General features: G+C 69.2%; 16 protein-coding genes and 1 pseudogene. 4 read left to right on the top strand and 13 right to left on the bottom strand.

Translation table 11 applies throughout. From position 1 onward, the window contains the following. Positions 1-27 precede the first annotated feature (27 nt). The 6 genes from ASD47_RS03375 to ASD47_RS03350 all read right to left on the bottom strand — a co-directional run bounded on the left by ASD47_RS03375 (position 28) and on the right by ASD47_RS03350 (position 9047). A complete protein-coding gene (locus ASD47_RS03375; protein WP_156402095.1) occupies positions 28-3003 on the bottom strand; it encodes a TonB-dependent receptor in 2976 nt (991 codons plus the stop codon). 146 nt (positions 3004-3149) lie between these two features. Next, a complete protein-coding gene (locus tag ASD47_RS03370; protein WP_082564435.1) occupies positions 3150-4151 on the bottom strand; it encodes a FecR domain-containing protein in 1002 nt (333 codons plus the stop codon). A gap of 9 nt (positions 4152-4160) precedes the next feature. Then, a complete protein-coding gene (locus ASD47_RS03365; protein ID WP_162251613.1) occupies positions 4161-4715 on the bottom strand; it encodes an RNA polymerase sigma factor in 555 nt (184 codons plus the stop codon). Positions 4716-4839: 124 nt separating this feature from the next. Then, a complete protein-coding gene (locus ASD47_RS03360) occupies positions 4840-6207 on the bottom strand; it encodes an arabinogalactan endo-1,4-beta-galactosidase (RefSeq protein WP_056751679.1) in 1368 nt (455 codons plus the stop codon). A 109-nt stretch (positions 6208-6316) separates the two neighbouring features. After that, positions 6317-6634 carry a hypothetical protein gene (locus tag ASD47_RS03355; protein ID WP_056751677.1) on the bottom strand — a complete coding sequence of 106 codons (318 nt, stop codon included), beginning with the start codon at positions 6632-6634 and terminating at the stop codon, positions 6317-6319. Between the two features lie 88 nt (positions 6635-6722). Continuing rightward, on the bottom strand, positions 6723-9047 hold the full coding sequence (locus tag ASD47_RS03350; protein ID WP_056751674.1) for an acyl-CoA dehydrogenase: 2325 nt from the start codon (positions 9045-9047) through the stop codon (positions 6723-6725). A gap of 398 nt (positions 9048-9445) precedes the next feature. Between ASD47_RS03350 and ASD47_RS03345 the strand changes: the two genes are divergently transcribed. Further along, positions 9446-11131 carry a PAS domain-containing methyl-accepting chemotaxis protein gene (locus tag ASD47_RS03345; RefSeq protein WP_056751671.1) on the top strand — a complete coding sequence of 562 codons (1686 nt, stop codon included), beginning with the start codon at positions 9446-9448 and terminating at the stop codon, positions 11129-11131. A 72-nt stretch (positions 11132-11203) separates the two neighbouring features. Here the strand turns inward: ASD47_RS03345 and ASD47_RS03340 are convergent, their stop codons facing one another. From ASD47_RS03340 to ASD47_RS03330, 3 genes are all read right to left on the bottom strand, one after another. Further along, positions 11204-12967: a chloride channel protein gene (locus ASD47_RS03340; RefSeq protein ID WP_056751883.1), complete on the bottom strand. Its 1764-nt coding sequence runs from the start codon at positions 12965-12967 to the stop codon at positions 11204-11206. Positions 12968-13060: 93 nt separating this feature from the next. Continuing rightward, a complete protein-coding gene (locus tag ASD47_RS03335) occupies positions 13061-13576 on the bottom strand; it encodes a methylated-DNA--[protein]-cysteine S-methyltransferase (RefSeq protein ID WP_082564433.1) in 516 nt (171 codons plus the stop codon). Further along, the gene (locus ASD47_RS03330; protein ID WP_056751877.1) at positions 13566-15059 is read right to left on the bottom strand and encodes a DNA-3-methyladenine glycosylase 2 family protein; all 1494 of its coding nucleotides are present in this window, start codon (positions 15057-15059) and stop codon (positions 13566-13568) included. The genes ASD47_RS03335 and ASD47_RS03330 overlap by 11 nt, the downstream gene beginning before the upstream one ends. Before the next feature lie 324 nt (positions 15060-15383). Here ASD47_RS03330 and ASD47_RS03325 point away from each other — a divergent pair, with 324 nt between their 5' ends. Together ASD47_RS03325 and ASD47_RS03320 are read left to right on the top strand one after the other, a co-directional pair. Beyond that, a complete protein-coding gene (locus ASD47_RS03325; protein ID WP_056751668.1) occupies positions 15384-16412 on the top strand; it encodes a hypothetical protein in 1029 nt (342 codons plus the stop codon). Between the two features lie 247 nt (positions 16413-16659). Next, on the top strand, positions 16660-17706 hold the full coding sequence (locus tag ASD47_RS03320) for an aspartate-semialdehyde dehydrogenase (RefSeq protein ID WP_056751667.1): 1047 nt from the start codon (positions 16660-16662) through the stop codon (positions 17704-17706). 20 nt (positions 17707-17726) lie between these two features. Here the strand turns inward: ASD47_RS03320 and ASD47_RS28080 are convergent. From ASD47_RS28080 to ASD47_RS03310, 3 genes and pseudogenes are all read right to left on the bottom strand, one after another. After that, a pseudogene (locus ASD47_RS28080) lies at positions 17727-17835 on the bottom strand (hypothetical protein); the annotation flags it as partial. A gap of 15 nt (positions 17836-17850) precedes the next feature. Further along, entirely contained in the window at positions 17851-19152 is a 1302-nt protein-coding gene (gene pncB, locus ASD47_RS03315) for a nicotinate phosphoribosyltransferase (RefSeq protein ID WP_056751664.1), read from the bottom strand. Positions 19153-19205: 53 nt separating this feature from the next. Then, on the bottom strand, positions 19206-19766 hold the full coding sequence (locus ASD47_RS03310) for a TetR/AcrR family transcriptional regulator (protein WP_056751661.1): 561 nt from the start codon (positions 19764-19766) through the stop codon (positions 19206-19208). 112 nt (positions 19767-19878) lie between these two features. On the opposite strand from ASD47_RS03310, the gene ASD47_RS03305 reads away from it, so the two are divergent. Then, complete coding sequence (locus ASD47_RS03305; protein WP_056751655.1) at positions 19879-20526, top strand: glutathione S-transferase family protein; 648 nt, start codon at positions 19879-19881, stop codon at positions 20524-20526. Between the two features lie 72 nt (positions 20527-20598). On the opposite strand, the gene ASD47_RS03300 is transcribed toward ASD47_RS03305, so the two are convergent. Beyond that, positions 20599-21906: an acyl-CoA dehydrogenase family protein gene (locus ASD47_RS03300; protein WP_056751652.1), complete on the bottom strand. Its 1308-nt coding sequence runs from the start codon at positions 21904-21906 to the stop codon at positions 20599-20601. Positions 21907-21957 lie beyond the last annotated feature (51 nt).

Here is a 21957-nt window from a genome sequence, read left to right as displayed (position 1 = left end):
CCGAGGGACGACGGATCTTGGTGGGGCCTAAAACTTCAAGGTGACGTCGACCAGGTAGCGGCGGCCGTAGCTGTCGTAGCGGCCGATCCGATTGGGATCGTTGTCGCGGTACATCCGCAGCGCCTCGTTGGTCAGGTTGTTGACCTGGAAGCGCACGGCGACGTGGTCGTTGAAGGTGTAGGACGAGCTGAAGTCGAGGGTCTTCTCGCTCTCCAGGGTCTGCAGGTCCGCGCCGTTCCAGCCGTAGATCACGGTCATCGGCGAGTGGTACTTCCAGCCCAGCCGCGCCTCGATCGGGCCGTTGGCGTACCACAGGTCGACCGTGGCCGTGTTCTTGGCCAAGCCCGTCATCGAGAGCGGGTTATTGGCCGGCGAGAACTCCTTCAGGTCGGAGTCGACATAGGCGTAGTTCGAATAGATCCCGAATTTGCTGAGCGGGCCGGGCAGGAAGAAGAACGGCGTCTGGAAGGTCAGTTCCAGGCCCTGGATGTAGCCGCCGCCGCCATTGGCCGGGCTGGCGACCGTATAGGTCTGACCGCCGAAGGCAGCCGGGCTCTGCTTCCAGCCGATGTAGGAGTCGACGTCCTTGTAGTAGTAGGACGCGGCGACCAGGGCTTCGGGACGGAAGTACCACTCGGCCGAGGCGTCCAGCTGCCAGGCTTCGAACGGCTTCAGCTTCGGATTGCCGGCGCTGCCGGTCCAGGGCGCCCAGTTGGCCAGGGTGCGGCTGGCGCGCAGCTCGTCCAGCGGCGGGCGGGCGATGACCTTGGCTAGGCCGAAGCGCAGCACCTTGCCGTCGCCGAAGTCGAGCTTGGCGTTCGCCGAGGGCAGGAAGTCGGTGTAGTCGTTGTCGACCGTCACCGCGCTGAAGGCGCTGGCGGTGTCCTGCTGCATGCCGTCGCTGCTGGTTTCGGTGTGCACCACCCGCGCCCCGACATTGCCGGTCAGCCAGGCGCCGCCGACGCTGTCGGCCGCGAAGTTCAGCTTGCCGTAGCCTTCGTAGACCTTCTCGTTGACGCTCCAGCGCTCGGCCAGTTCCTCGGTGGCGTTGGAGAGGGCGAAGGCGTTCGGGCCGTAGGCGACCGCCGCAATGGCGTCGATGTCGCCGGTCAGCAGGGCTGGGACGTCCGCGCCGTCGCCCAGCTTGTAGGCGCTCAGCAGGCTGGCCGGCACGGTCGCGCCGGTGGCGGTCGGCGCGAAGCTGAAGCTGGTGTGGTCCTTGGTGCGGTCGGAAGCCCGGACGCCGAACTGGAAGCTCTTGAAGGGCGAGCCCTGCAGGTCGCGGGTGACGTCCAGGGCCGCGGCCTTAAGTTCGTCGTTCAGGTGCTCGGGGCCGTCGTGCGAGCCGGCCAGGTCGGCCGTCTGGCTGAGGCTCAGGCTGTCCTGGCTCGTGGTGATGGTCGGTGTCTTGCCGGCGCGCCAGTCGAAGCTGGTCCAGCTCGGCCAGGCTTCGAAGCGGACGGCCTTCCAGGTGTTGGTGCGCTTGGCCTTGGAGTAGGAGACGTCGGCGGCGACGGTCCACTGGTCGCTGGTCCACTTGCCGTTCAGCCCGCCCGCGAACAGGTCCTTGTCCTCGCTGTACTTGGCCAGGACCGTCTGGACCGAGCTGAAGGGCAGGGTGGCGGCCACCACGGTATTGTCGATCAGCGTGAAGGACGAGCCGGCGGCGTGGTAGTCGGCGTCGTTCCAGCCGGTGTTGGTCCCGTCGCCCCGGTTCCAGTTACCCCAGTTGTTGGCGCCCCAGACCGTCTGGTCCTGGACCTCGGTGATCTTGATCTTCGAATAGAGCGCGTCGGCCTTCAGCTCGAAGTGATCGGTGGGCTTGTACTGCAGGCCGCCCGAAACGCCGGTGCGCTTCTGGTCGATGCGGCTGGCCGACATCTGCGCGCCCCAGGGCGTGTAGTCGACGACGCCGTCGCGGTTCAGGTCGCTGGAATAGTCGCTGGCGCCGGCCGGCGGGCGGGCGTTGGAGTCATTGTAGCCCCAGCCCGTGAACGAGCCGTAGCCGTTCTTCTGGCGCTGGCCGGTCACGCCCAGCACCACGGCCAGGTCGTCGTTGATCTTGTGCACCCAGGAGCCGGAGGCGCGATAGCCGGTGGTCTTGTAGTTCGGGATGTCCTTGCCGCCGTCGTAGAACACCGGGCCGGCGCGGAGCACGAATTCGGGGCCCTTGTAGTCGAGAGGGGCGATCGTATCGATGTTGATGGTCGCGGCCACGCCGCCGGCGATCAGGTCGGCCGACTGCGACTTGTAGACCTGGACGCCCGAGACGACTTCCGACGGATAGATCTCCCAGCGGACGTTGCGGTCGGGCTCGGACGAGGCGACCTCGCGGCCGTTGATCGTGCCCAGCACCAGGCGGGCGCCCAGGCCGCGCACCACGGCCTGGCTGTCGTTGCCGCGGTCGCGGGTGGCGTTGACGCCGGGCAGGCGGGCGATCGACTCGGCGATGGTGACGTCGGGCAGCACGCCGATGTCCTTGGCCGAGATGGCCTCGACCACCTTGTCGGAGCCGCGCTTGACGTCCAGCGCTTCGCGCAGGCTCTTGCGCACGCCGGTGACGACGACTTCATCGAGGGCGACGCTCTCCTGCGCCGCGGTCGACGCCGGCGCCTCGGCGGCCGACCCGGCCACGGACGACGCCGGCGGCGCGCCCTCGCGGATCAGGACCACGTTGGAGGCGGTGCGCTGGTAGTTGAGGTCGGACCCCTTGAGCAGCAGGTTCAGGGCCTCGGCGCTGGTGTAGCGGCCGCGCAGCGCCGGGCTCTTGCGCCCCTGGACCACCGCCTTGGTGAACAGCACCTGGGTGTTCGACCGATCGCCGAACGCCTTCAACGCCTGGTCGAGGTCCTTGGCCGGAATATTGAATTCGTAGGTCTGGGCGACGGCGGCCTGGCCCTGGGCCAGGGCGGGCGCGGCGGCGGCGAGACCCGTCAGCAGAATGGCGCTCGCGGCGCCGGCGCAAAGGCTGTGGCGGTGTCCGCGCGGACGATAGGCAGTCATCGTTTTCCCTCCCGGTCCGCGGCTCGCTCTGGTGGCCGTCTTGGCTCTCGAAACCCGCGGATATGGGTTACGACGCGGCTCCTCGCGGAGCCCTCAAAAAAAACTTCACAATGGCTGAGATCGGGGGCTGGGATCAGCCTCGGCGATCAGGTTCGCGAGCGGATCTCGACGGTCGACCCGTCGGCCGAGACGTCGACGGGGAAGTAGCTCTGCACCGCCTCGACGAAGGCGGGAGTGTCGCCGGCGTTGAAGATGCCGCTGATCTTCAGAGCCCGGGCGGGGGCGTCCTCGACGACGATCTTCACCCGCGAATAGTTGTTCACCCGGGCCACGGCGTCGGCCAGGCTTTCGTCGTCGAACACCAGCTTGCCCTCGCGCCAGGCCATGGCCCGTTCGACATCGACGGCTTCGTGCATGAGCGGCGGCGTGGCGTCGGCGGCGAAGACCAGCTGCTGCTGCGGAGCCAGTTCCTTGGGCGGCGGCGCGGCCCCGCGGACCGGGGCGGCCTCGGTCACCGCCACGCGGCCCTCGACCAGGGTGACGATGACGCGCGCCCCTTCGTGCTCGACGGTGAAGGCGGTGCCCAGGGCGGTCACGGTGCGCGTGCCGGCCCGCACCTTCATGGGCCGCGCCTTGTCCTTGGCCACCTCGAAATGGGCTCGGCCCTCGACCACCTCGGCCAGCCGCAGGGCGGGCGAATAGGCGATCTTGACCAGGGTGTTGGCGTCCAGGGAAACGCGGCTGCCGTCCGAGAGGGTGACCGTGCGCTGCTCGCCCACCGCCGTCCGCAGGGTCTGGCGGGCGTCGGGATGCAGCTGCCGCCAGCCATAGATCGCCAGGGGGCCCGCGGCGAGGGCGGCCAGGCCCGCCGCGACGCCTCGACGGTCGAGGCCGGGTCGTTTTCCGGCCCCGCCGGCCCGGCCCAGGGCGTCGCGGCGCAGGACCAGCAGTTCCGGCGCGGCGGCCTGGTCGCCGAACAGGGCCCAGCTTTCCTGGACGTCCTCGAACGCCTGCCGGTGTTCGGGCGAGGCGTCGCGCCAGTCCTCGAAGGCCTCGAAGATGGCCGCGTCGTCCGGGGCGTCGCCCAGGCGCAGGAGCCAGCGCGCGGCCTCTTCATGAGCGATGCTGTCGGACAAGGATCGGGCCACGGACCTGCTCTAGACCGCGCGAGCGCGCCTTGCCAGGTGCGCCAGCGCCTTGATCATGTACTTCTCGATCGAACTCGCCGAGACGCCGTACAGCGTCGCGATCTCGGCGTGTTTCAACCCTTCCAGTCGATGCAGGATGAACACGTCGCGCGTGCGGGCGTCCAGTTCCTCCAGGGCGGCCAGTGCGGATCGCAAGGACTGCCTGTCTTGTAAGACGCGCTCGGGCGACCGCACCTCAACAGTTTCATCGCGGTGCGCCGCCTCGGCCAGGTGTTCGGCGAAGGTCTTGGCCCGTCGCGCCCGGTCGCGCAGCAGGTTCACCGCCGTCCGGAACAGAAAGGCTTCGGGATTGTCGATCCGCTCGCCGCCCTCACGATCAGGGCGCTGCAGGCTGCGGACCATGCGCAGGAACACCTCCTGGGTCAGGTCCTCGGCCTCGTCGCGACGGTGAACACGGCGCAGGAAGAAGCTGGTCAGCGGCCCGCGATACCGCGCATTGAGGCGATTGATCTGCCCGTCGTCGGACGTCTCCACCTGTTGCTGCGCCGGGTTCTCCCGCGGCATCGCGACCTCCTCGACCGGCGCGCCCCCGCGCCCGACGTTCCCCTGGTCCGACAGCCATATCGCCGTTTTCAGGGAATCTCCATTCATATTATTAAACAGACAATCGGAGATCGAATCCGAAAGGTCAGGGTTGTTCCGGCAAGGGGACGGTGGCCGCGCGATCGCCGATCGAGGCGGTGACCGCCGGCGCCTCGGCCACCGCCGCGGCGGTCGCCGCCGCGGCCACGGTCACCGATGACCCGGGCGCCAGGCGCGTGCGGTAGATGAAGGCCTCGCCCTCGCGGGTCATGGGCCTGGGGCCGACGCCGCCCAAAAAGTCGCCGTCGATGAAGGCCGCTTCGGTGGTCGCTTTGGCCTTGAAGGTCACTTCGACCGGCCGGACGTAGGCGTGCTTCAGCCAGCCTTCCGCGCTGCCCAGGGTCTGGCCCTTGAAGTCGAACACCGCCGCGTTCTCCCAGTTGGAGCCCTTGCCCCAGCGGGTGCCGCAGGTCTTGGTCGAGACCCAGGCCGGTTCCCAGTAGAAGACCCCCGTGCCGCCGCTGGACAGCACCAGTTGGGTCAGGTCGACCAGGTAGCGCCTTTGGCCGTCGGCGGTGGCCGGATAGCCGGCGATCAGCGAGTCTTCGCCCAGCAGGTTTGGGGAGGCGTCGGCGTTTTCGGTCGTGAATGGATAGGCCGTCTCGACCACCAGCACGTCGGCCGCATAGGTGTGGCGCAGGCGGTTGATGGTCTGGCCCAGCTGGGCCATCGAGCGCTTGGACCACTTGCTGTAGTAGCTGAGGCCGATGACGTCGTAGTCGGTGATCCCGGCCTTGGTCGCCGCCTCGAACCACGGCTCGGCGTTCTCGGGCTGGGCGATGTGCAGCATGACCCGCGGCTTGGTCCCGGTCTCGCGGCCGGCGTCGCGCACGGCCTTGATGCCGGCGTTGAACAGCAGGGCGTTGCGGTCCCAGTGGATGGGCTCCTTGGCCTTGGTCAGGCTGGAGACAATCTCGCCGTTGGTCTCGTTGCCCACCTGCACCAGGTCGGGCATCAGGCCTTCGCGGTTCAGTTCGATCAGGGTGTCGTGCGTGAAGGCGTACAGCGCCTTGGCCTGGTCGGGCGTCGAGAGCTTGGCCCAGGCCTTGGGGGCGACCTGCTTGTCGCCGTCGGCCCAGTCGTCGGAATAGTGGAAGTCCAGCAACACCTGCAGGCCGGCCGCCTTGGCTCGGCGGAGGCTGCGCTTGACGTCGGCCAGGTTGGAATAGGTCGTCCAGTCCGGGTCGTTCCAGATGCGGATCCGGGCGGTGTTGGCGCCGGCCGCCCTGAAGAACTGGTATTGGTCCACCGCCTTGCCGCCGGCCTTGTAGACCGCGCCGCAGTCGTCCATCTCGTTGGCGTAGGAGATGTCGACGCCGAGATAGATCGGGGGCTTCGCCGACTCCGCCTGGGCCGCGCCAAGGCTGATCACGCTGGCGGCGACGGCCAGGGTGAAGCGGCGTTTGCCCCGCATGACGTTTCCTTCCGACAATGCGCCACGTCAAGGCGCCGGGCGGAACGTCGCCGCAATTATATTATAAATCAAGAGCGGAGTTTGAGGGCCACCCGGCGCGGGACGTTCGTCACCCTTGCACCGGTTCCGAGGGGCGAGCCTGTTTCCCGCGTTCCTTGTCCACCAAGCGTATGATGGCGGTTCCGATCAACAATGGGACAGCCCCAAGCGGAAACGAAAAGAACTGCACATAGATCAGATCGCCCTTCTTGATGAACAGCGTGTCCGAGTGGTTTCTGTACAGATAGACGTTCCCGGTCGCGACGTTAGCGACGTGCGGACTATGGCCTATGACGGCGTCCTGCCTGACGTAGCAGAGAACTACCCAGGCCATGGAGAGGGTCCAGCAAACGACCTCCAGCCCTCTGATGAAGGTTTCTTTGCGCATCCTGTCCGCCCGATCCCGTGGCCATCAGCCGTCGGCAAGTTGAGCACCGTTCGCGCGTTCGTGCGAGGGACGTCGCCGCTTCCGCCCTCTACGGCCCGACCCCGCCGAACGTCCGCTGCTCCTCAACGTCCAGTTCCGGGCGCTGCGTCACGCCATCGGTCCAGATGGGACGCATCGTCGGTCGAGCCTCCGCCGCCACCCGCATCGCCAAGCCGTCCTGGGCGAAGTCGTCGACCGCGATCACCGCGGCCACCGCCTTGTCGGCGGCCTCCAGCGTCGCGATCTCGTCGGCGGTCACCCAGCCCTGCTCGACCCCGTCCTTCCAGTGGCGGATCTTCTGGGCGCGCAGGCGATCGTGGATCGGCTGGGTGGCGACCACGCGCTCGAAGGCGTCGATCAGTTGGCCGACCGCCTCGTCCTTGCCGCCGACATAGACGTTCTCGATCAGCCGGTCGCGCGTGGCCGACGGGTGCAGCAGAAGCTCGGCGCAGGCGGTGGTCGTGCGGTCCGACGGGCCTCGGCGACGCGGGCCCAGCGGCAGGATCGCCGCCCGCAGCAGCCAGCCGGCCAGGACGTTGGGCAGGTTGGCGAACACCTCGTCGAACCGCTGCTCGATGGTGGCGAAACCCGTGTCCATGCACCATTGCAGCAGCGGGAAGTCGGCGTCCTGGCGGCCCTCGTCCTCCCAGCGCTTCAGGGCGCCCGACAGGAAATAGAGTTCGGCCAGGATGTCGCCCATCCGGCCCGACAGCATCTCCTTGCGCTTCAGCGCCCCGCCCAGGGTCAGCAGGGCGATGTCGGAGGTCAGGGCGAAGGCGGCGCTGTAGCGGCCCATCTGGCGGTAGAAGCGGGTGGCGCGGCCGGCCTCGGGCGTCGGCGCGAAGGCCCCTCCCGTCCAACTGCGGCCCCAGGCCCGCAAGCCGGTGCGGATCGCGTGCGCCACGTGCTTCCAGAACACCTCGTCGAAGTCGGCCAGACCCTTGGCCCGGTCATCCTCGCCGATCGCCAGGATCTCGCTCAGCAGGAACGGATGGGCCCGGATCGCGCCCTGGCCGAACACCATCAGGCTGCGGGTCAGGATGTTGGCCCCCTCGACGGTGATGCCGACCGGGATGGCCCGGTACTGCGAGCCCATGTAGTTGCGCGGGCCCTCGATCACCGCCTTGCCGCCGTGCACGTCCATGGCGTCGTTGACCACCACCCGCATGCGCTCAGTGGCGCCGGCCTTCAGCAGGGCCGAGATCACCGACGGATGGTGGCCCAGGTCCAGGCCGGTGCAGGTGAGGCGACGGCCGGCGTCCAGGAGGTAGGCGTTGCCGGCGATGCGGGCCAGGCGCTCCTGCACGCCCTCGAACTTGCCGATCGGCACGTTGAACTGGCTGCGCACGCGGGCGTAGGCCCCGGTGGTCAGGGCGCTGAAGCTGGCCGCCGCGCCCGACAACGCGGGCAGCGAGATTCCGCGCCCGGCCGCCAGGGCGGTCATCAGCATCTTCCAGCCCTGGCCGACCCGCTCGGCCCCGCCGATCACCAGGTCCATCGGGATGAAGACGTCCTTGCCCCAGTTGGGGCCGTTCTGGAACGTCTGGAAGGCGGGCAGGTGGCGGCGGCCGATCTCGACCCCGGCCGTGTCGGTGGGGACCAGGGCGCAGGTGATGCCGATGTCCTCCTGGTCGCCCAGCAGGCGGTCGGGATCGCGCAGCTTGAAGGCCAGACCCAGCACCGTGCAGACCGGTCCCAGGGTGATGTAGCGCTTGTGCCAGTTCAGGCGGATGCCCAGCACCTCCTGGCCCTTCCAGGTCCCGCGGCAGACCACGCCCTCGTCGACCATGGCCCCGGCGTCCGAGCCAGCCTCAGGGCTGGTCAGGCCGAAGGCGGGCACCTCGCGGCCGTCGGCCAGGCGCGGCAGCCAATGGTCGCGCTGGGCCTGGGTTCCGAACTTCATGATCAGCTCGCCCGGACCCAGCGAGTTGGGCACCATGGCCGTCACCGCGGCCGACACCGAGCGGGTGGCGATCTTGCGGACGATCTCGGCGTGGCCGAAGGCGGAAAAGCCCAGGCCGCCATACTCTTTCGGAATGATCATCCCGAAGAACTTCTGGCGCTTCAGATAGGCCCAGGCCTCGGGCGGCAGGTCGCGGGTCTCCCAGGTCATGCTCCAGTCGTCGAGCATGGCGCACAGGGTGTCGACCGGTCCATCGAGGAAGGCCTGCTCGTCGGGCCGCAGCCGGGGCGCGGGGAAGGCCAGCAGTTCGTTCCAGTCGGGATCGCCGGTGAAAAGCGCTGCGTCCCACCAGGTGTCGCCGGCGTCGATCGCCTCGCGCTCGGTCTGCGACAGGGCCGGCATCACGCCGCGCGCCCAGGCGAGGATCGGCCGGGTGATCAGGTCCCGGCGAAAGTTGAAGGTGCTGGTCATGACGCCGCCTCGGTTACCGATGGACGTCTAACGCGATGGGGCGGGGTGAGGATGCGGCGGTGGGGCCGGAAGCTCCCTCACACGGATAACGGACGATCGCGTTTCTGTTGGGCGTGGCCTTCAGACCCTCGGACGGCTCGAGAAAGCGGCCCTTGGACGTCTGGGCGGAAAGGCTGCTGGCGCCGCGTCAAGCCCGCCCCGGCGCGGCCCCGAGGCGACAGCCATGGCCAGCAACCTGAATGTCTGCGTGATCGTGACGCACCTGCGGCGTGGGAGAACGAAGTTTTCCAAAACTTAACTCGCAGAACCCCATCTTCGCCACTGTGATGTTTCGCTTGTTGGAGACAAGTAAGCGTTGCCTTCGGCGTCCTAGACAACCCTTCCTTTTAGAGGCCCACATGGCGGGATTTCAGTTCAGCCGCGCGGCGAGCGCGCCGGAGACCCTGACGGCTCTTGATCGTTCTCTGGCGATCATCGAGTTCGACCCCAGTGGGACGATCCTCACCGCCAACGACAATTTCTGCACGGCGCTGGGATATAGCCTGAGCGAGATCAAGGGCCGCCACCATAGCCTCTTCGTCGATCCGGCCTACGCCGCTTCCCCCGAATATCGCGCCTTCTGGGCCAAGCTCGGACGCGGCGAGTTCGACGCCCAGGAATATCTGCGCCTCGGCAAGGGCGGGGCCGAGGTCTGGATCCAGGCCTCGTACAATCCAGTCCGCAACAGCCGCGGCGCCGTGACCCGCGTGGTGAAGGTCGCCACGGTGATCACCGCCGAGAAGCGTCGGAACGTCGAGGTCGAAGGCAAGCTCAACGCCATCTCGCGCGTCCAGGCGGTCATCGAGTTCACGCCCGCCGGCGAGGTCCTGACCGCCAACCAGAATTTCCTCGAAACGCTGGGCTACAGCCTCTCGGAGATCCAGGGGCAGCACCACCGGATGTTCGTGGATCCGACCTACGCCGGGTCGCCCGATTACCAGGCGTTCTGGCGAAAGCTGAACGCCGGCGAATTCGTCTCGGCGGAATTCAAGCGGGTCGGCAAGGGCGGCAAGGAGGTCTGGATCCAGGCGTCCTACAATCCGATTTTCGACCATGCCGGTCGGGTCATCAAGATCGTCAAGTTCGCCACCGACGTCACCGGCCGGGTCAAGGCGGTCGACGAGATCGCCGTCGGCCTGGATCATTTGGCCCGCAACGACCTGACCTACCGCATCGATCGTCCCATCGAGGCGGCCTACGAGAAGGTGCGCAGCGACTTCAACGCCGCGGCCGACACGCTGGAGAGCACGATGTCGGCGATTTCGGTCTCGACCGGCAGCGTCAGCGGCGGCGCCCAGGAGATCGCCAAGGCCTCGAACGACCTGTCGCGTCGCACCGAGCAGCAGGCCGCCAGCCTGGAGGAAACCGCCGCGGCGCTGGACGAGATCACCGCGACCGTCAAGCGTAGCGCGGAGGGGGCCAAGCAGGCCTTCAGCGCGGCGTCTCAGGCGCGCGCCGACGCCCACCGGTCCGGCGAGATCGTCCGTGAGGCGGTGTCGGCCATGGGCGCCATCGAAGGGTCGTCCCGCCAGATCACCCAGATCATCGGGGTGATCGACGAGATCGCCTTCCAGACCAACCTCCTGGCCTTGAACGCCGGCGTGGAAGCGGCCCGCGCGGGCGATGCCGGCCGTGGCTTCGCCGTCGTCGCCTCCGAGGTCCGGGCCCTGGCCCAGCGCTCGGCGGAGGCGGCCAAGGAGATCAAGACGCTGATCGCCACCTCGAGCGCCCACGTCGGGCGTGGGGTGAAGCTGGTCGGCGACACCGGCGAGGCCCTGGACGGCATCGTCGCCAAGGTCGCCGAGATCGACGGCCTGATTTCCGAGATCGCCTCGTCGTCCCAGGAGCAGGCGACCGGCCTGGCCGAAGTCAATGTCGCCGTCAATCGCATGGACCAGGTGACCCAGCAGAACGCGGCGATGGTCGAGGAGGCCACCGCCGCCGCCGGCAGCCTGAGCAACGAGTCGCGAGAGCTTTCTCGTCTTGTCGGTCAGTTTCGCACCCACGGCGAGGCGCGCCAGTCATCAGCGCGGCGAGCCGCCTAGCGAAGTTCCGGGCGGCGACGCGAACGGGCCTGTCGCGGCCGTCTCCGATCCAGACGTCCCGACTATCGCCGCCTACCCCGCTTCCCCCGTCAGCTCGCGCCGCGCCTTGTCCAGTTCCTCGGCGTAGCGGCGGGTTGCGTAGGCCTCGGACAGGATGCCGATCACCTCGCGGTTGGCGTCGATCACCGCCAGTTCGTCGGCCTGGGTGTGGTCGAAGGCGCGCATCACCTCCTTGATCGACTGGTCGGCCGTCAGGGCGGTGTCAGTGTAGAGGGCCAGGCCGCCGACGGGTTTTTCGCTGTCGTCGGGCTGGGCGTAGGCCAGGGCCGTGCGGACGATGCCGGCATAGCGGCCCTGGGCGTCCAGCATCACCACGCGCTTGGTCGAGCCCAGCGGATAGCGGCGGCGGAATTCGGCCAGGCTGGCTTCGGCCGGCACGGTCTTGACGTCCTTGCGCATCATCCGCCCGGCGGTCAGGGGGCGCATCCAGCTGACATCGTGGGCGCTGCGGATGGTCTCGCCGCGCAGGTGCAGCCGCCAGGTCGAGAACGAGTAGCCGAAGGTCTCGCGCACCAGGGCGCTGGCGATCAGCGAAGCCACCAGGGCCGCGGCGGCCACGGTGAAGTCGCCGGTCGCCTCCAGCACTAGGAACGACATGGTAAAGGGGCCGCCGACCACGGCGACGCCGAACGCGCCCAGCCCGACCAGGGCCGCCACGGTCGGGTCCAGCGACGGCAGCCAGGGCACGAACACGGTCAGGGCCGCGAAGATCTGACCCACCAGCACGCCCAGGAACAGCGAGGCGAAGAACAGGCCGCCCCGGAAACCGAAGCTCAGCGACACCACGCTGGCCAGGGCCTTCATGGCTAGCAGGATCAGCAGCGTCTTGAGGCCCAGGTCGGCGGTCAGATTGACGTGCACCGCCCCGTGGCCGGCCGACAGGGTCTGGGGCGTGATCATCGCCAGGGCCGCCAGCGCCAGGCCGCCGACCATCGGGCGGACGGGCTTGGGCAGCCTGGACTTGCCGACCAGCCCCTCGGCCGAGGCCACTAGCCGCATCAGGGCGATCCCCGCGAACGCGCAGACCACGCCCAGCAGGGCGTAGAGGCCGTAGTCGAACCACGACTGCACGGCCGGGGTCGAGGTCTTCAGCAGATAGGGCAAGCCCCCCATCCGTCCGGCCACCAGCACCGCGGCCAGGGCGGCGGCGGCCACGGGGGCCAGGTTGGCGACAGTGTAGGCCCCGATGACGATCTCGAACGCGTAGAAGGCGCCGGTCAGGGGCGCGCCGAAGGCCGCGGCGATGGCGGCCCCGGCTCCGGCCCCGACCAGGGTGCGCATGTCGGCCCGGCGCAGGTTCAGCCGCTGGCCGGCGAACGAGGCGATGGCCGCCCCGGCCTGGGCGTAGGCGGCCTCCAGCCCGACCGAGGCCCCGACCCCGTTCGACAGCAGGGTCTGGCCGCAGATGAAGGCGCTGTCGCGGACCGACAGGTGGCCGCCGTGCAGGGCGTTGGCCTCGACCGGGTCGACCGCCGGCTTGGGGCGGTATTTCAGCCAGGCCCAGGAGGCGACGCCCAGCACCAGGCCGCCCAGGGGAATGGCCAGGGTCCGCCAGGGGGCGATCACGCTCTGGGCGCTGAGTCGCTCGTCGATGTTGATGGCGAACAGCAGCACCTGCAGGCCGTGGGCCAGCTTGGCCTGCAGCACCGCCAGCGCCCCGGCCCCCGCGCCGATCAGGGTGGCCACGGCGATCAGCCACAGCTCGCTGGACCGGATCCGCCGCCGCAGCCAGCTGAGCCAGCGCACGGAGGTGGTGGTCGGAAGGGACAGCTGCATGAGGGTTCCGGTCGCGAAGGGCGGCGCGGCCATCTTATGGGGCTTGCGGGGGGCTGGCAAAGCTGGGGACAGGTCCATGGACCTGTCGCCCCCTCAGAGTTCGCGGCCGCCTTCGTGCGCCAGCAGCCACCGCTTGCGCTCCACCCCGCCGCCATAGCCGGTCAGGGCGCCGCCGGTTCCGATCACCCGGTGGCAGGGCACGACGATGGCGATCGGGTTGCCGCCGTTGGCCGCGCCGACCGCGCGGACAGCGGCGGGACGCCCGACCTGGGAGGCCAGGCGGGCGTAGCTGGTGGTCTCGCCCAGCGGGATCTCGACCAGAGCTTGCCACACCTGATGCTGGAAGGCGGTGCCGCCGATCGTCCACGGGATGGTCCGCAACGCCGCCAGGTCGCCGGCGAAATAGGCCGCCAGCCCACCGCGGACGGCGGCCGGCGCCGCGCCGCTCTCCACCGCTTGGCCGCGATGGTGCAGGCGCAGGGCGCTGGTCAGGCGGTGGGGCTGGTCGTGGAATTCCAGCACCCTCAGCTGCCCGTCCGCGTCGGTGACCACATCGATCTCGCCGATCGGGGTGGCCAGCACCTCCAGCATCAGGACCTCAGGCCGCACGCTTCACCTTCCGCACCGGCGGCGCCCCCGCGTCGGCCAGCGAGGCCCACAGGTGCAAGGCCGCGTAGGCTCGCCAGGGCCGCCAGGCCTCGGCGCGGGCCAGCAGCTGGTCCGCCGTCGGGCGGACGCCGTCGGCGTCGGCCAGGGCGCGCATCAGGGCCACGTCGGCGGCCGGGAAGGCGTCGGGCTCGCGCAGCTGGCGCATGGCTATGTACTGGGCCGTCCATTCGCCGATGCCTGGCAAAGCGCGCAGGCGGGCGACCATCTCGGTCAGGCCGGCGGTTGGCGACAGCAGGTTCGGATCGGCGGCGATCGCTCCGGCCATGGCGGACAGGCAGCGGATACGGGCGCCGGGCATCTTCAGGCCGGACAGGTCGGCTCCGGCCAGGCGCTGGGCCGACGGGAAGGCGTGGGTCAGGCCCGGCTCGGCCCAGGGCTCGGGCAGCGGCTGGCCGTGCGCGGCGGTCAGGTCGCCGGCCAGCTTGCGGGCTTGAACGACGGTGATCTGTTGGCCCAGGATCGCCCGCACCGCCAGCTCGAACCCGTCCCAGGCGCCGGGCACCCGCAGGCCGGGGCGCAGGGCCACCATCCGCGCCAGGTCCGGGTCGCGCGACAGCACCTCGCCAATGCCGACCGGATCGGCCGACAGGTCGAACACCCCGCGCACCCGGGCCAGGATGCGGGGCAGGGCTGACGGCCGGGGAAACCGCACCGCCACGCTCAGCCGGTCGCCGCCGATCGGCGCCACGGCGATCGTCCCGGCCGCGCCGTCCAGGACGATGACCCGGCGGTAGACGTTGTTCTCGACCGCCTCGACGCCGGGGATCGCCCGCATCGCCAGGAAGGCCAGCATGCCGTCCCAATCGTAGGGCGGGCGGTAGCGCAGGGTCAGGGAGATGGCCTCGCCGGCCGGGGCTGGGAGGGCCTTCCTCCGGCGCAGGGCGGCGGGCGGCCGATCGTAGAGCTGCTGGAAGGTCTCGTTGAAGCGCCGCACGCTGCCGAAGCCGGCGGCCAGGGCCACCTCGCCCATCGGCAAATCGGTCTCGTGGATCAGCTGCTTGGCCAGCAGCACCCGCCGGGTCTGGGCCACGCCCACCGGCGTCGCGCCCAGGTGTTGCAGGAACAGTCGCCGCAACTGGCGTCCGCCAACCCCCACGCGCCCGGCCAGGGTCTCGACGTCGTCCTCGTCGAGCGCGCCGGCCTCGATCAGGGCCAGGGCGCGGCTGACGGTGTTGGACGCGCCGTTCCAGGCTCCCAGCTGCGGCGAGGTCTCGGGCCGGCAGCGCAGGCAGGCGCGGTAGCCGGCCTCCTGGGCCGAGGCGGCGGTGGCGTGAAAGGTGACGTTCTCGCGCTTGGGCGTGCGGGCGGGGCACACCGGCCGGCAGTAGATGCCTGTGGTCCTGACGGCCACGAACAGCCGGCCGTCGAAGCGGGCGTCGCGGGTCTGGATGGCGCGATAGCAGGCGTCGGGATCGAGGTCCATGAGGCCGATCATAGACCCGGACCAGGCGACGTCTCGCGGTTTTCGGACCTTGTCATCGGCGACCAGCTCACAGCGTCGGCCCTGGTCTGTACAATCCTTGGGTGAGGGGTATTCATCAACGGGTAAATGTCGATCTCTCGACACTTGCCATTATAAAGATACCAGGCCGACACTGCTATGCTATCCAAAGCTGTCGTGCGACAAAATGCGCAGCGAAAACAGTCCAATACACGGACGTTAATGTCCAATTTGGCATGAACATTAGAGACTGATCAACCGAGATGATCGCCCAATAGGCCGCAAGTTCGGTCTGGGGCCATCATCATGAAATATCCCGTTCTCTGGGCGACGAGCGCGCTGATCGCGGCTGTCGCTGTCTCCGGTTTCGCCGTCGCTCGCCAGGAGCGCGGCGCGCCCGGCGTCACCCTGGCCCGCGACGTGGTCGCCGCGGCTAGCGCCTTCGAAACCTACACGCGCGGCGCGGGGACCATTTCGGCGGCCTTCGAGAACGGCGGCGGCGTCGCCGAGGCCCTGGCCAAGGGCGCGGCCTACCAGCCTGAGCAGCTGGACGCCGGCATGATCGCCTACGGCGCCATCGCCGCCCTGCAGGAGGAAGCCTTCATCGACGGCGTGCGCCAGGCGGCGCGAGAAACCCCGCCGGAGGTGCTGGTCGAGCGCCTGGAAGCCAATCCCGAAAGCGTCGTCGAGATTGCCGGTGTCGGGGCGGCGGCCAGCCGGGCCCAGGCCGCCCTCCTGAAGCGGGGCGCGCCGCTGGGCGTCACCGGCCGAGCGGTCAAACAGGCCGCCTATGACGTCCAGCACCAGGGCTGGTCCAAGGGCCCCATCGCCGACAACGCTGGCCGATTGGCCAGGATCAAGGCTATGTCCGCCGCCTTCTTCACCCCCGGCGACGAGGACGCCGGGCGGCTGATCCAGGCCGCGACCGCGCCACGCGAAGCCGGCGGCTTCGGCGGCGAGGGCGGGGCGGCCTTCACCCCGGTGACCGTGCGGGCGGCGGCCCTGGCGGCCCTGGCGGTGCTGGGCGCGGCCGGCGACGAGGACGCCGCCAAGCTGGACGTGGTCATGCACGACAAGAAGAGCGGCTTCTGCATGAAGATGGCCAAGCTGAACCTCTACCAGTGCCTGGCCGTGGCCGGTCCGCACTACGAGGACGTGTTTTGCCTGGGCCAGCACGCCCTGATCGACACCGCCCAGTGCGTCAACGACGCGGCCGGCGGGGCGGCGGTCCCGACGGCGGCGCCCGCCCCGCCCCCGCGTCCGTTGCCGGGCTTCATGATCCCGGTGGCCGGCGCCAGCGTCGCGGCGATGTCGCCGGTCCCGACGGGGAACTGATCGTGGGTCCAGCGACGAACGCGCCAGAAGGTTTACATCCGCCGCGTTCGTCCCTAGAGAGCTGCGCCATGTCCGTCGTGATGACTAAAGCCATTATTCGCAAAACGACCCGCTTCGGCGGGGCGTCTGCGGGTGTGCGCGCGGTCTAGACGCGACAGCCGGACAGAAGCCCCGCCGACGCGCGGGGCCGTCCTTTCCAGACTGACGGACATCCCCGCGCCTCCGCATCCTCCAGGAGACGCATGACATGACCTCGGCCCTTTCCACCTCCAACCCGCCGCATGTCGGCATCGTCGGCGCCACCGGTCTGGTCGGCGAGATGATGCGGACCCTGCTGGCCGAGCGGGACTTCCCGCTGGCCTCGCTGCGCCTGTTCGCCTCAGCGCGGTCTGCCGGGACCACCCTGGCCTGGCGCGGCCGGGAGGTCGTGGTGGAGGACGCCGCGACCGCCGACTACGCCGGCCTGGACATCGTCTTCTTTTCGGCCGGCGGCGCTGCCTCGCGCGCGCTGGCGCCCAAGGTCGCGGCGGCCGGGGCGGTCGTCATCGACAACTCCTCGGCCTGGCGCGACGACCCGGCCGTGCCGCTGGTGGTGGCCGAGGTGAACCCCCACGCCCTGGCGGAGATCCCCAAGGGGATCGTCGCCAATCCCAACTGCACGACCATGGCGGCCATGCCGGTCCTCAAGCCCCTGCACGCGGCGGCCGGGCTGAAGCGGCTGGTGGTCAGCACCTACCAGGCGGTGTCGGGCGGCGGCGTGGCCGGTATCGACGAACTGCGGGACCAGGTGCTGGCGGCCGCCGACGGCGGCGCAGCCCTGGCCCGCGACGGCGCCGCCGTGGCCTTCCCCGCGCCGAAGAAGTGGGCCGCGCCCATCGCCTTCAACGTGGTGCCCCTGAACTACAAGCTCGGCGAGGACGGCTACACCGAGGAAGAGGCCAAGCTGCGCGAGGAGACCCGCAAGATCCTGGAGATCCCCGGCCTGCCGGTGTCCGGCACCTGCGTGCGGGTGCCGGTGTTCACCGGCCATTCGCTGTCGATCAACGCCGAGTTCGAGCGGCCGATCTCGGTGGCCGAGGCCCTGGACCTGCTGGGCCGCGCGCCGGGCGTGGTGCTGGCCGAGGTCCCCAACCCGCTGGCCGCCGCCGGCCAGGACCCGGTGTTCGTGGGGCGGGTGCGGTCCGACCCCACCGTCGCCCACGGCCTGGCGCTGTTCGTGACGGGCGACAACCTGCGCAAGGGCGCGGCGCTCAACGCCGTCCAGATCGCCGAGGTGCTGGTGGGCGCGGTCTAGGCGGACACATCCGGCGCCGGGCCCCGCAAACCTCGTCCTTCGACAAGCTCAGGATGAGGTTTTCCGCGGCTGGGTCTGTAAATGGTCCTCATCCTGAGCCTGTCGAAGGACGAGGACCGCGCACAGCATCGATGCCCATCCGTCCTAAACCGTCACCGCCTGGGCCTGGAACCCCTCCGCGCCGAAGACGCGGAGGTAGCGGGCGATCTCGGCGGGGTCGCCCACGGCCTTGTTGGGATTGTCCGACAGCTTGACGGCGGGGCGGCCGCCGGCCCGGGTGACCTTGCAGACCAGGGACACCGGGCCCAGGCTCCGGGCGTCCGGTGCGCAGCCGACGAAGTCGTTGGTCAGGTTGGTGCCCCAGCCGAAGCTGGTGCGCACCCGGCCGGCGAAGTGGCGGTGGGTCGTCTCGATACTCTCGACGTCCATGCCGTCTGAGAACACCAGCAGCTTGTCGCGCGGATCGCGGCCGCGGGCCCGCCACCAGGCGATGATCGCCTCGCCGCCCTCGATCGGCGGGGCGCTGTCGGGGCGAAAGCCAGTCCAGTCGGCTAGGTCGTCGGGAGCGTCGCGCAGCAGGGCCGCGGTGCCAAAGGCGTCGGGCAGCACCACCTTGAGATTGCCGCCATAGGCCTGCGACCACTCGTCCAGCACGGTGAACGGCGCCTGGCGCAGGGCGGCGTCGTCGCCGGCCAGGGCCGCCATGACCATCGGCAGCTCGTGGCCGTTGGTGCCGATGGCCTCCAGGTCGCTGTCCATGGCCAGCAGCACGTTGCTGGTGCCGATGAAGGCCTCGCCCAGGCCTTCCTTGAGCGCCTCGACGCACCAGCGCTGCCACAGGAAGCCGTGGCGCCGCCGTGTGCCGAAGTCTGACAGGACCAGGCCTTCCAGGCGCCGCAGCCGCTCGACCTTGTCCCACAGCTTGGCCTTGGCGCGGGCGTAGAGGACGTCCAGCGAGAAGCGGCCCAGGCCACGCATCGCCGCGCGGCTGCGCAGTTCGTTGATGATCGCCAGGGCCGGGATCTCCCACAGGGTGACCTCGGCCCAGGACCCTTCGAACTCCAGCACGAACTGGCCGTCCCGCCGGCCCAGCCGGTAGTCGGGGAGCCGGTAGTCGGCCAGCCAGGCCAGGAAGGCCGGTTCAAAGATCTGGGCCCGGCCGTAGAAGCTGTTGCCGGCCAGCCAGATGCGCTCCTTCTTGCTCAGGCGCACGGTGCGGGCGTGGTCCAGCTGTTCGCGCAGGGCTCCTTCGTCGATCTCCTCGGCGATCCGCACCGCGCGGGTGCGGTTGACCACCGAGAAGGTCACCGGCACGTCGCGATGCCGCTTCCAGATCAGCTGCAGCATCAGCAGCTTGTAGAAGTCGGTGTCCAGCAGGCTGCGGACGATCGGGTCCAGCCGCCAGCCGTGGTCGTGGACGCGGGTGGCGATGTCGGTGACGGGCATGGGCGGCTTTCGAAGGGCGCGAGGTGCAGTGCGGCGGCGGTGGAACGCGCGTCCTAAGGAAACAGCCCCGCGGTCCGGTAGGCCGCGATCGTGCGGTCGTAGATCGCCACATCGCCGCCGCCGCGCGCCAGCAGCTGGGCGCCGTTGACCGCCGAGAGCACCGCCAGGGCCTTTTGGTCGGCCTCGGGGCCGGTCAGGCCCAGCACCTGGGTCAGCCAGGCGACGTTGACGGCGATGAATCTTTCGACCTCGACCATCACCTCGGCGGGCATGTCGGCCTTTTCGGCGGCCATGATCCCGACCAGGCACATGCGGTTGTCGTTGACCAGGGCGGCGCGGAACACGCCGGTATAGAGGCCCATCCGCCCAGCGGCGTCGGGCGCGATGGTCAGGAAATGCTCGAAGGCTTTGGCCGCCCCGTCAGTATAGCGCTTGGCCAGGGCCGCCCCCAGGTCGCCCTTGGTCGGGAAGTGGTAGTGGATGCTGGCGCTCTTGATCCCGACCGTCTTGGCCAGTTCGCGAAAGCTCAGGGCGTTGTATCCGCGGGCCTGCACCACGGCCTGGCCGGCGTCCAGGATCACCTGGCGCGTGTCGAGCTTCGTCGTATCGGTCACCGCTGAGTCCTTGCCTATCTACCGATAGATAATGGTTGACGGCGAAGTGTGAAAGGCCTTTACGAGTTTTGCCTATCTACTGGTAGATAGAATCGCAATGGAGGCACCCGCCATGAAAATCCACGACTTCGCCATCGGGCCCAATCCAGCCCGCGTCCGCATCGCCCTGGCCGAGAAGGGCCTGGCGTCCGACGTCACCTTCGTGCCGGTCGACCTGCCCGGGGCAGAGCACAAGCAGCCGGCCTTCCTGGAGAAGAACCCGACCGGCACGGTGCCGGTGCTGGAGCTGGACGACGGCCTGTTCATCTCCGAATGCACGGCGATCACCGAGTACCTGGACAATCTCGACGGCAACCCGGTGCTGACCGGCCGCACGCCGCGCGAGAAGGCGGTGATCCACATGATGCAGAAGCGGGCGGAGTCCGAGCTGATCGACGCGGTGGGGATCTATTTCCACCACGCCACCCCGGGCCTGGGCGACAAGATGCTGGCCTACAAGAGCCCCGACTGGGACGGTCGCCAGGCCTGGGGCGAGCGCTCGCGCGACAGGGCGGTGGCTGGCATGCGCTATTTCGACAAGGTGCTGCGCGACCAGCCCTATGTGGCCGGCCAGGCGTTCTCGATGGCCGACATCACGGTGTGGGGCGGCCTGGCCTTCGCCGACTTCGCCCGGATCGCGATCCCGGAGGACTGCGCGGCGCTGGCGGCCTGGCGGGCGAGGGTGGCCGAACGGCCGAGCGTGCGTTCGCCGGCGGGGTAGGGCGTCATCCTAAGAAAAGGGCCTCCCGGATCGCTCCGGGAGGCCCTTTCGCTATCGTTCTGGACGCAGACCCTACCGGATCCCCGCCACTTCCCGCGCGGCCTCGCGTTCGACCTTCTGCTGGTAGGCCAGGTCGCCGTACTTGCCGTATTCCATGCGGGCGATCGTGCGCTCGTGCACCTCGTCCGGGCCGTCGGCCAGGCGCAGGGTGCGGATGCCGGCATAGGCCTTGGCCAGGCCGAAATCGGTGGTGACGCCGCCGCCGCCGTGGGCCTGGATGGCGTCGTCGATGATCTTCAGAGCCAGGCGTGGGGCCGCGACCTTGATCATGGCGATCTCCAGCCGGGCCGACTTGTTGCCGGCCTTGTCCATCATGTCGGCGGCCTTCAGGCACAGCAGGCGGCACATCTCGATATTGATGCGGGCCTCGGCGACGCGCTCCTCCCAGACCGAGTGGTCGGAGATGTACTTGCCGAACGCCCTCCGGCTCATCAGCCGCTTGACCATCTTCTCCAGCGCCACCTCGGCCGTGCCGATGGTGCGCATGCAGTGGTGGATGCGGCCGGGGCCCAGGCGGCCCTGGGCGATCTCGAAACCGCGGCCCTCGCCCAGCAGCAGGGCGTCCTCGACGGGCACACGCACGTCCTTGAGGATCACCTCGGCGTGGCCGTGCGGCGCGTCGTCATAGCCGAACACCGGCAACATGCGGACGATCTCGATGCCGGGGCTGTCCATCGGCACCAGCACTTGGCTCTGCTGGGCATGGCGGCTGGCGTTGTTGGGATCGGTCTTGCCCATGACGATGGCCACCTTGCAGCGCGGGTCGCCCACGCCCGAGCTCCACCACTTGCGGCCGTTGATCACATAGTGGTCGCCGTCGCGCTCGATCCGGGTTTCGATGTTGGTGGCGTCCGAGCTGGCCACAGCCGGCTCGGTCATCAGGAAGGCGCTGCGGATCTCGCCGTTCATCAGCGGGCGCAGCCAGCGCTCCTTCTGCTCCAGCGTGCCGTAGCGCATCAGCACTTCCATGTTGCCGGTGTCGGGCGCCGAGCAATTGAAGACCTCGGACGCGAAGCCGATCTTGCCCAGCTGCTCGGCGATCAGGCTGTATTCGAGGTTGGTCAGCTGCACGCCCTCGAACTGGAACGTGTCGTCGACATGGGTCTGGCCGCTGTGCGGCGGCATGAAGAAGTTCCACAGGCCGGCGGCCTTGGCCTTGGCCTTCAGTTCCTCGACGACCTGGACGACCTTCCAGCGCTCGGCCCCGAGCACGTTCATCTCGGCCTCGTAGACCGGGACGGCCGGCTTGACGTGCTCTTCCATGAACGCGGTGACCCGGTCGAGGAAGCTGCGCTGGGTGGCGGAGATTTCGAAATCCATGGCGTTCCCGGTCCCGTTGTTTGTGCTGTCAAACGCTTGTTTGAAATAGTT

The sequence above is a fragment of the Caulobacter sp. Root1472 genome (genome assembly GCF_001426985.1).
Classification (GTDB): domain Bacteria; phylum Pseudomonadota; class Alphaproteobacteria; order Caulobacterales; family Caulobacteraceae; genus Caulobacter; species Caulobacter rhizosphaerae.
The sequence above is the reverse complement of the archived record's forward strand: the minus strand, read 5'-3'. Positions and strand labels throughout refer to the sequence as shown.

What these genes read in the sequence shown, in the direction of transcription:
- ASD47_RS03375 (WP_156402095.1), bottom strand. Translation starts at nt 3,003, where the DNA reads ATGACTGCCTATCGTCCGCGCGGACACCGCCACAGCCTTTGCGCCGGC.
- ASD47_RS03365 (WP_162251613.1), bottom strand. Translation starts at nt 4,715, where the DNA reads ATGCCGCGGGAGAACCCGGCGCAGCAACAGGTGGAGACGTCCGACGAC.
- ASD47_RS03360 (WP_056751679.1), bottom strand. Translation starts at nt 6,207, where the DNA reads ATGCGGGGCAAACGCCGCTTCACCCTGGCCGTCGCCGCCAGCGTGATC.
- ASD47_RS03355 (WP_056751677.1), bottom strand. Translation starts at nt 6,634, where the DNA reads ATGCGCAAAGAAACCTTCATCAGAGGGCTGGAGGTCGTTTGCTGGACC.
- ASD47_RS03350 (WP_056751674.1), bottom strand. Translation starts at nt 9,047, where the DNA reads ATGACCAGCACCTTCAACTTTCGCCGGGACCTGATCACCCGGCCGATC.
- ASD47_RS03345 (WP_056751671.1), top strand. Translation starts at nt 9,446, where the DNA reads ATGGCGGGATTTCAGTTCAGCCGCGCGGCGAGCGCGCCGGAGACCCTG.
- ASD47_RS03340 (WP_056751883.1), bottom strand. Translation starts at nt 12,967, where the DNA reads ATGCAGCTGTCCCTTCCGACCACCACCTCCGTGCGCTGGCTCAGCTGG.
- ASD47_RS03330 (WP_056751877.1), bottom strand. Translation starts at nt 15,059, where the DNA reads ATGGACCTCGATCCCGACGCCTGCTATCGCGCCATCCAGACCCGCGAC.
- ASD47_RS03325 (WP_056751668.1), top strand. Translation starts at nt 15,384, where the DNA reads ATGAAATATCCCGTTCTCTGGGCGACGAGCGCGCTGATCGCGGCTGTC.
- ASD47_RS03320 (WP_056751667.1), top strand. Translation starts at nt 16,660, where the DNA reads ATGACCTCGGCCCTTTCCACCTCCAACCCGCCGCATGTCGGCATCGTC.
- pncB (WP_056751664.1), bottom strand. Translation starts at nt 19,152, where the DNA reads ATGCCCGTCACCGACATCGCCACCCGCGTCCACGACCACGGCTGGCGG.
- ASD47_RS03305 (WP_056751655.1), top strand. Translation starts at nt 19,879, where the DNA reads ATGAAAATCCACGACTTCGCCATCGGGCCCAATCCAGCCCGCGTCCGC.
- ASD47_RS03300 (WP_056751652.1), bottom strand. Translation starts at nt 21,906, where the DNA reads ATGGATTTCGAAATCTCCGCCACCCAGCGCAGCTTCCTCGACCGGGTC.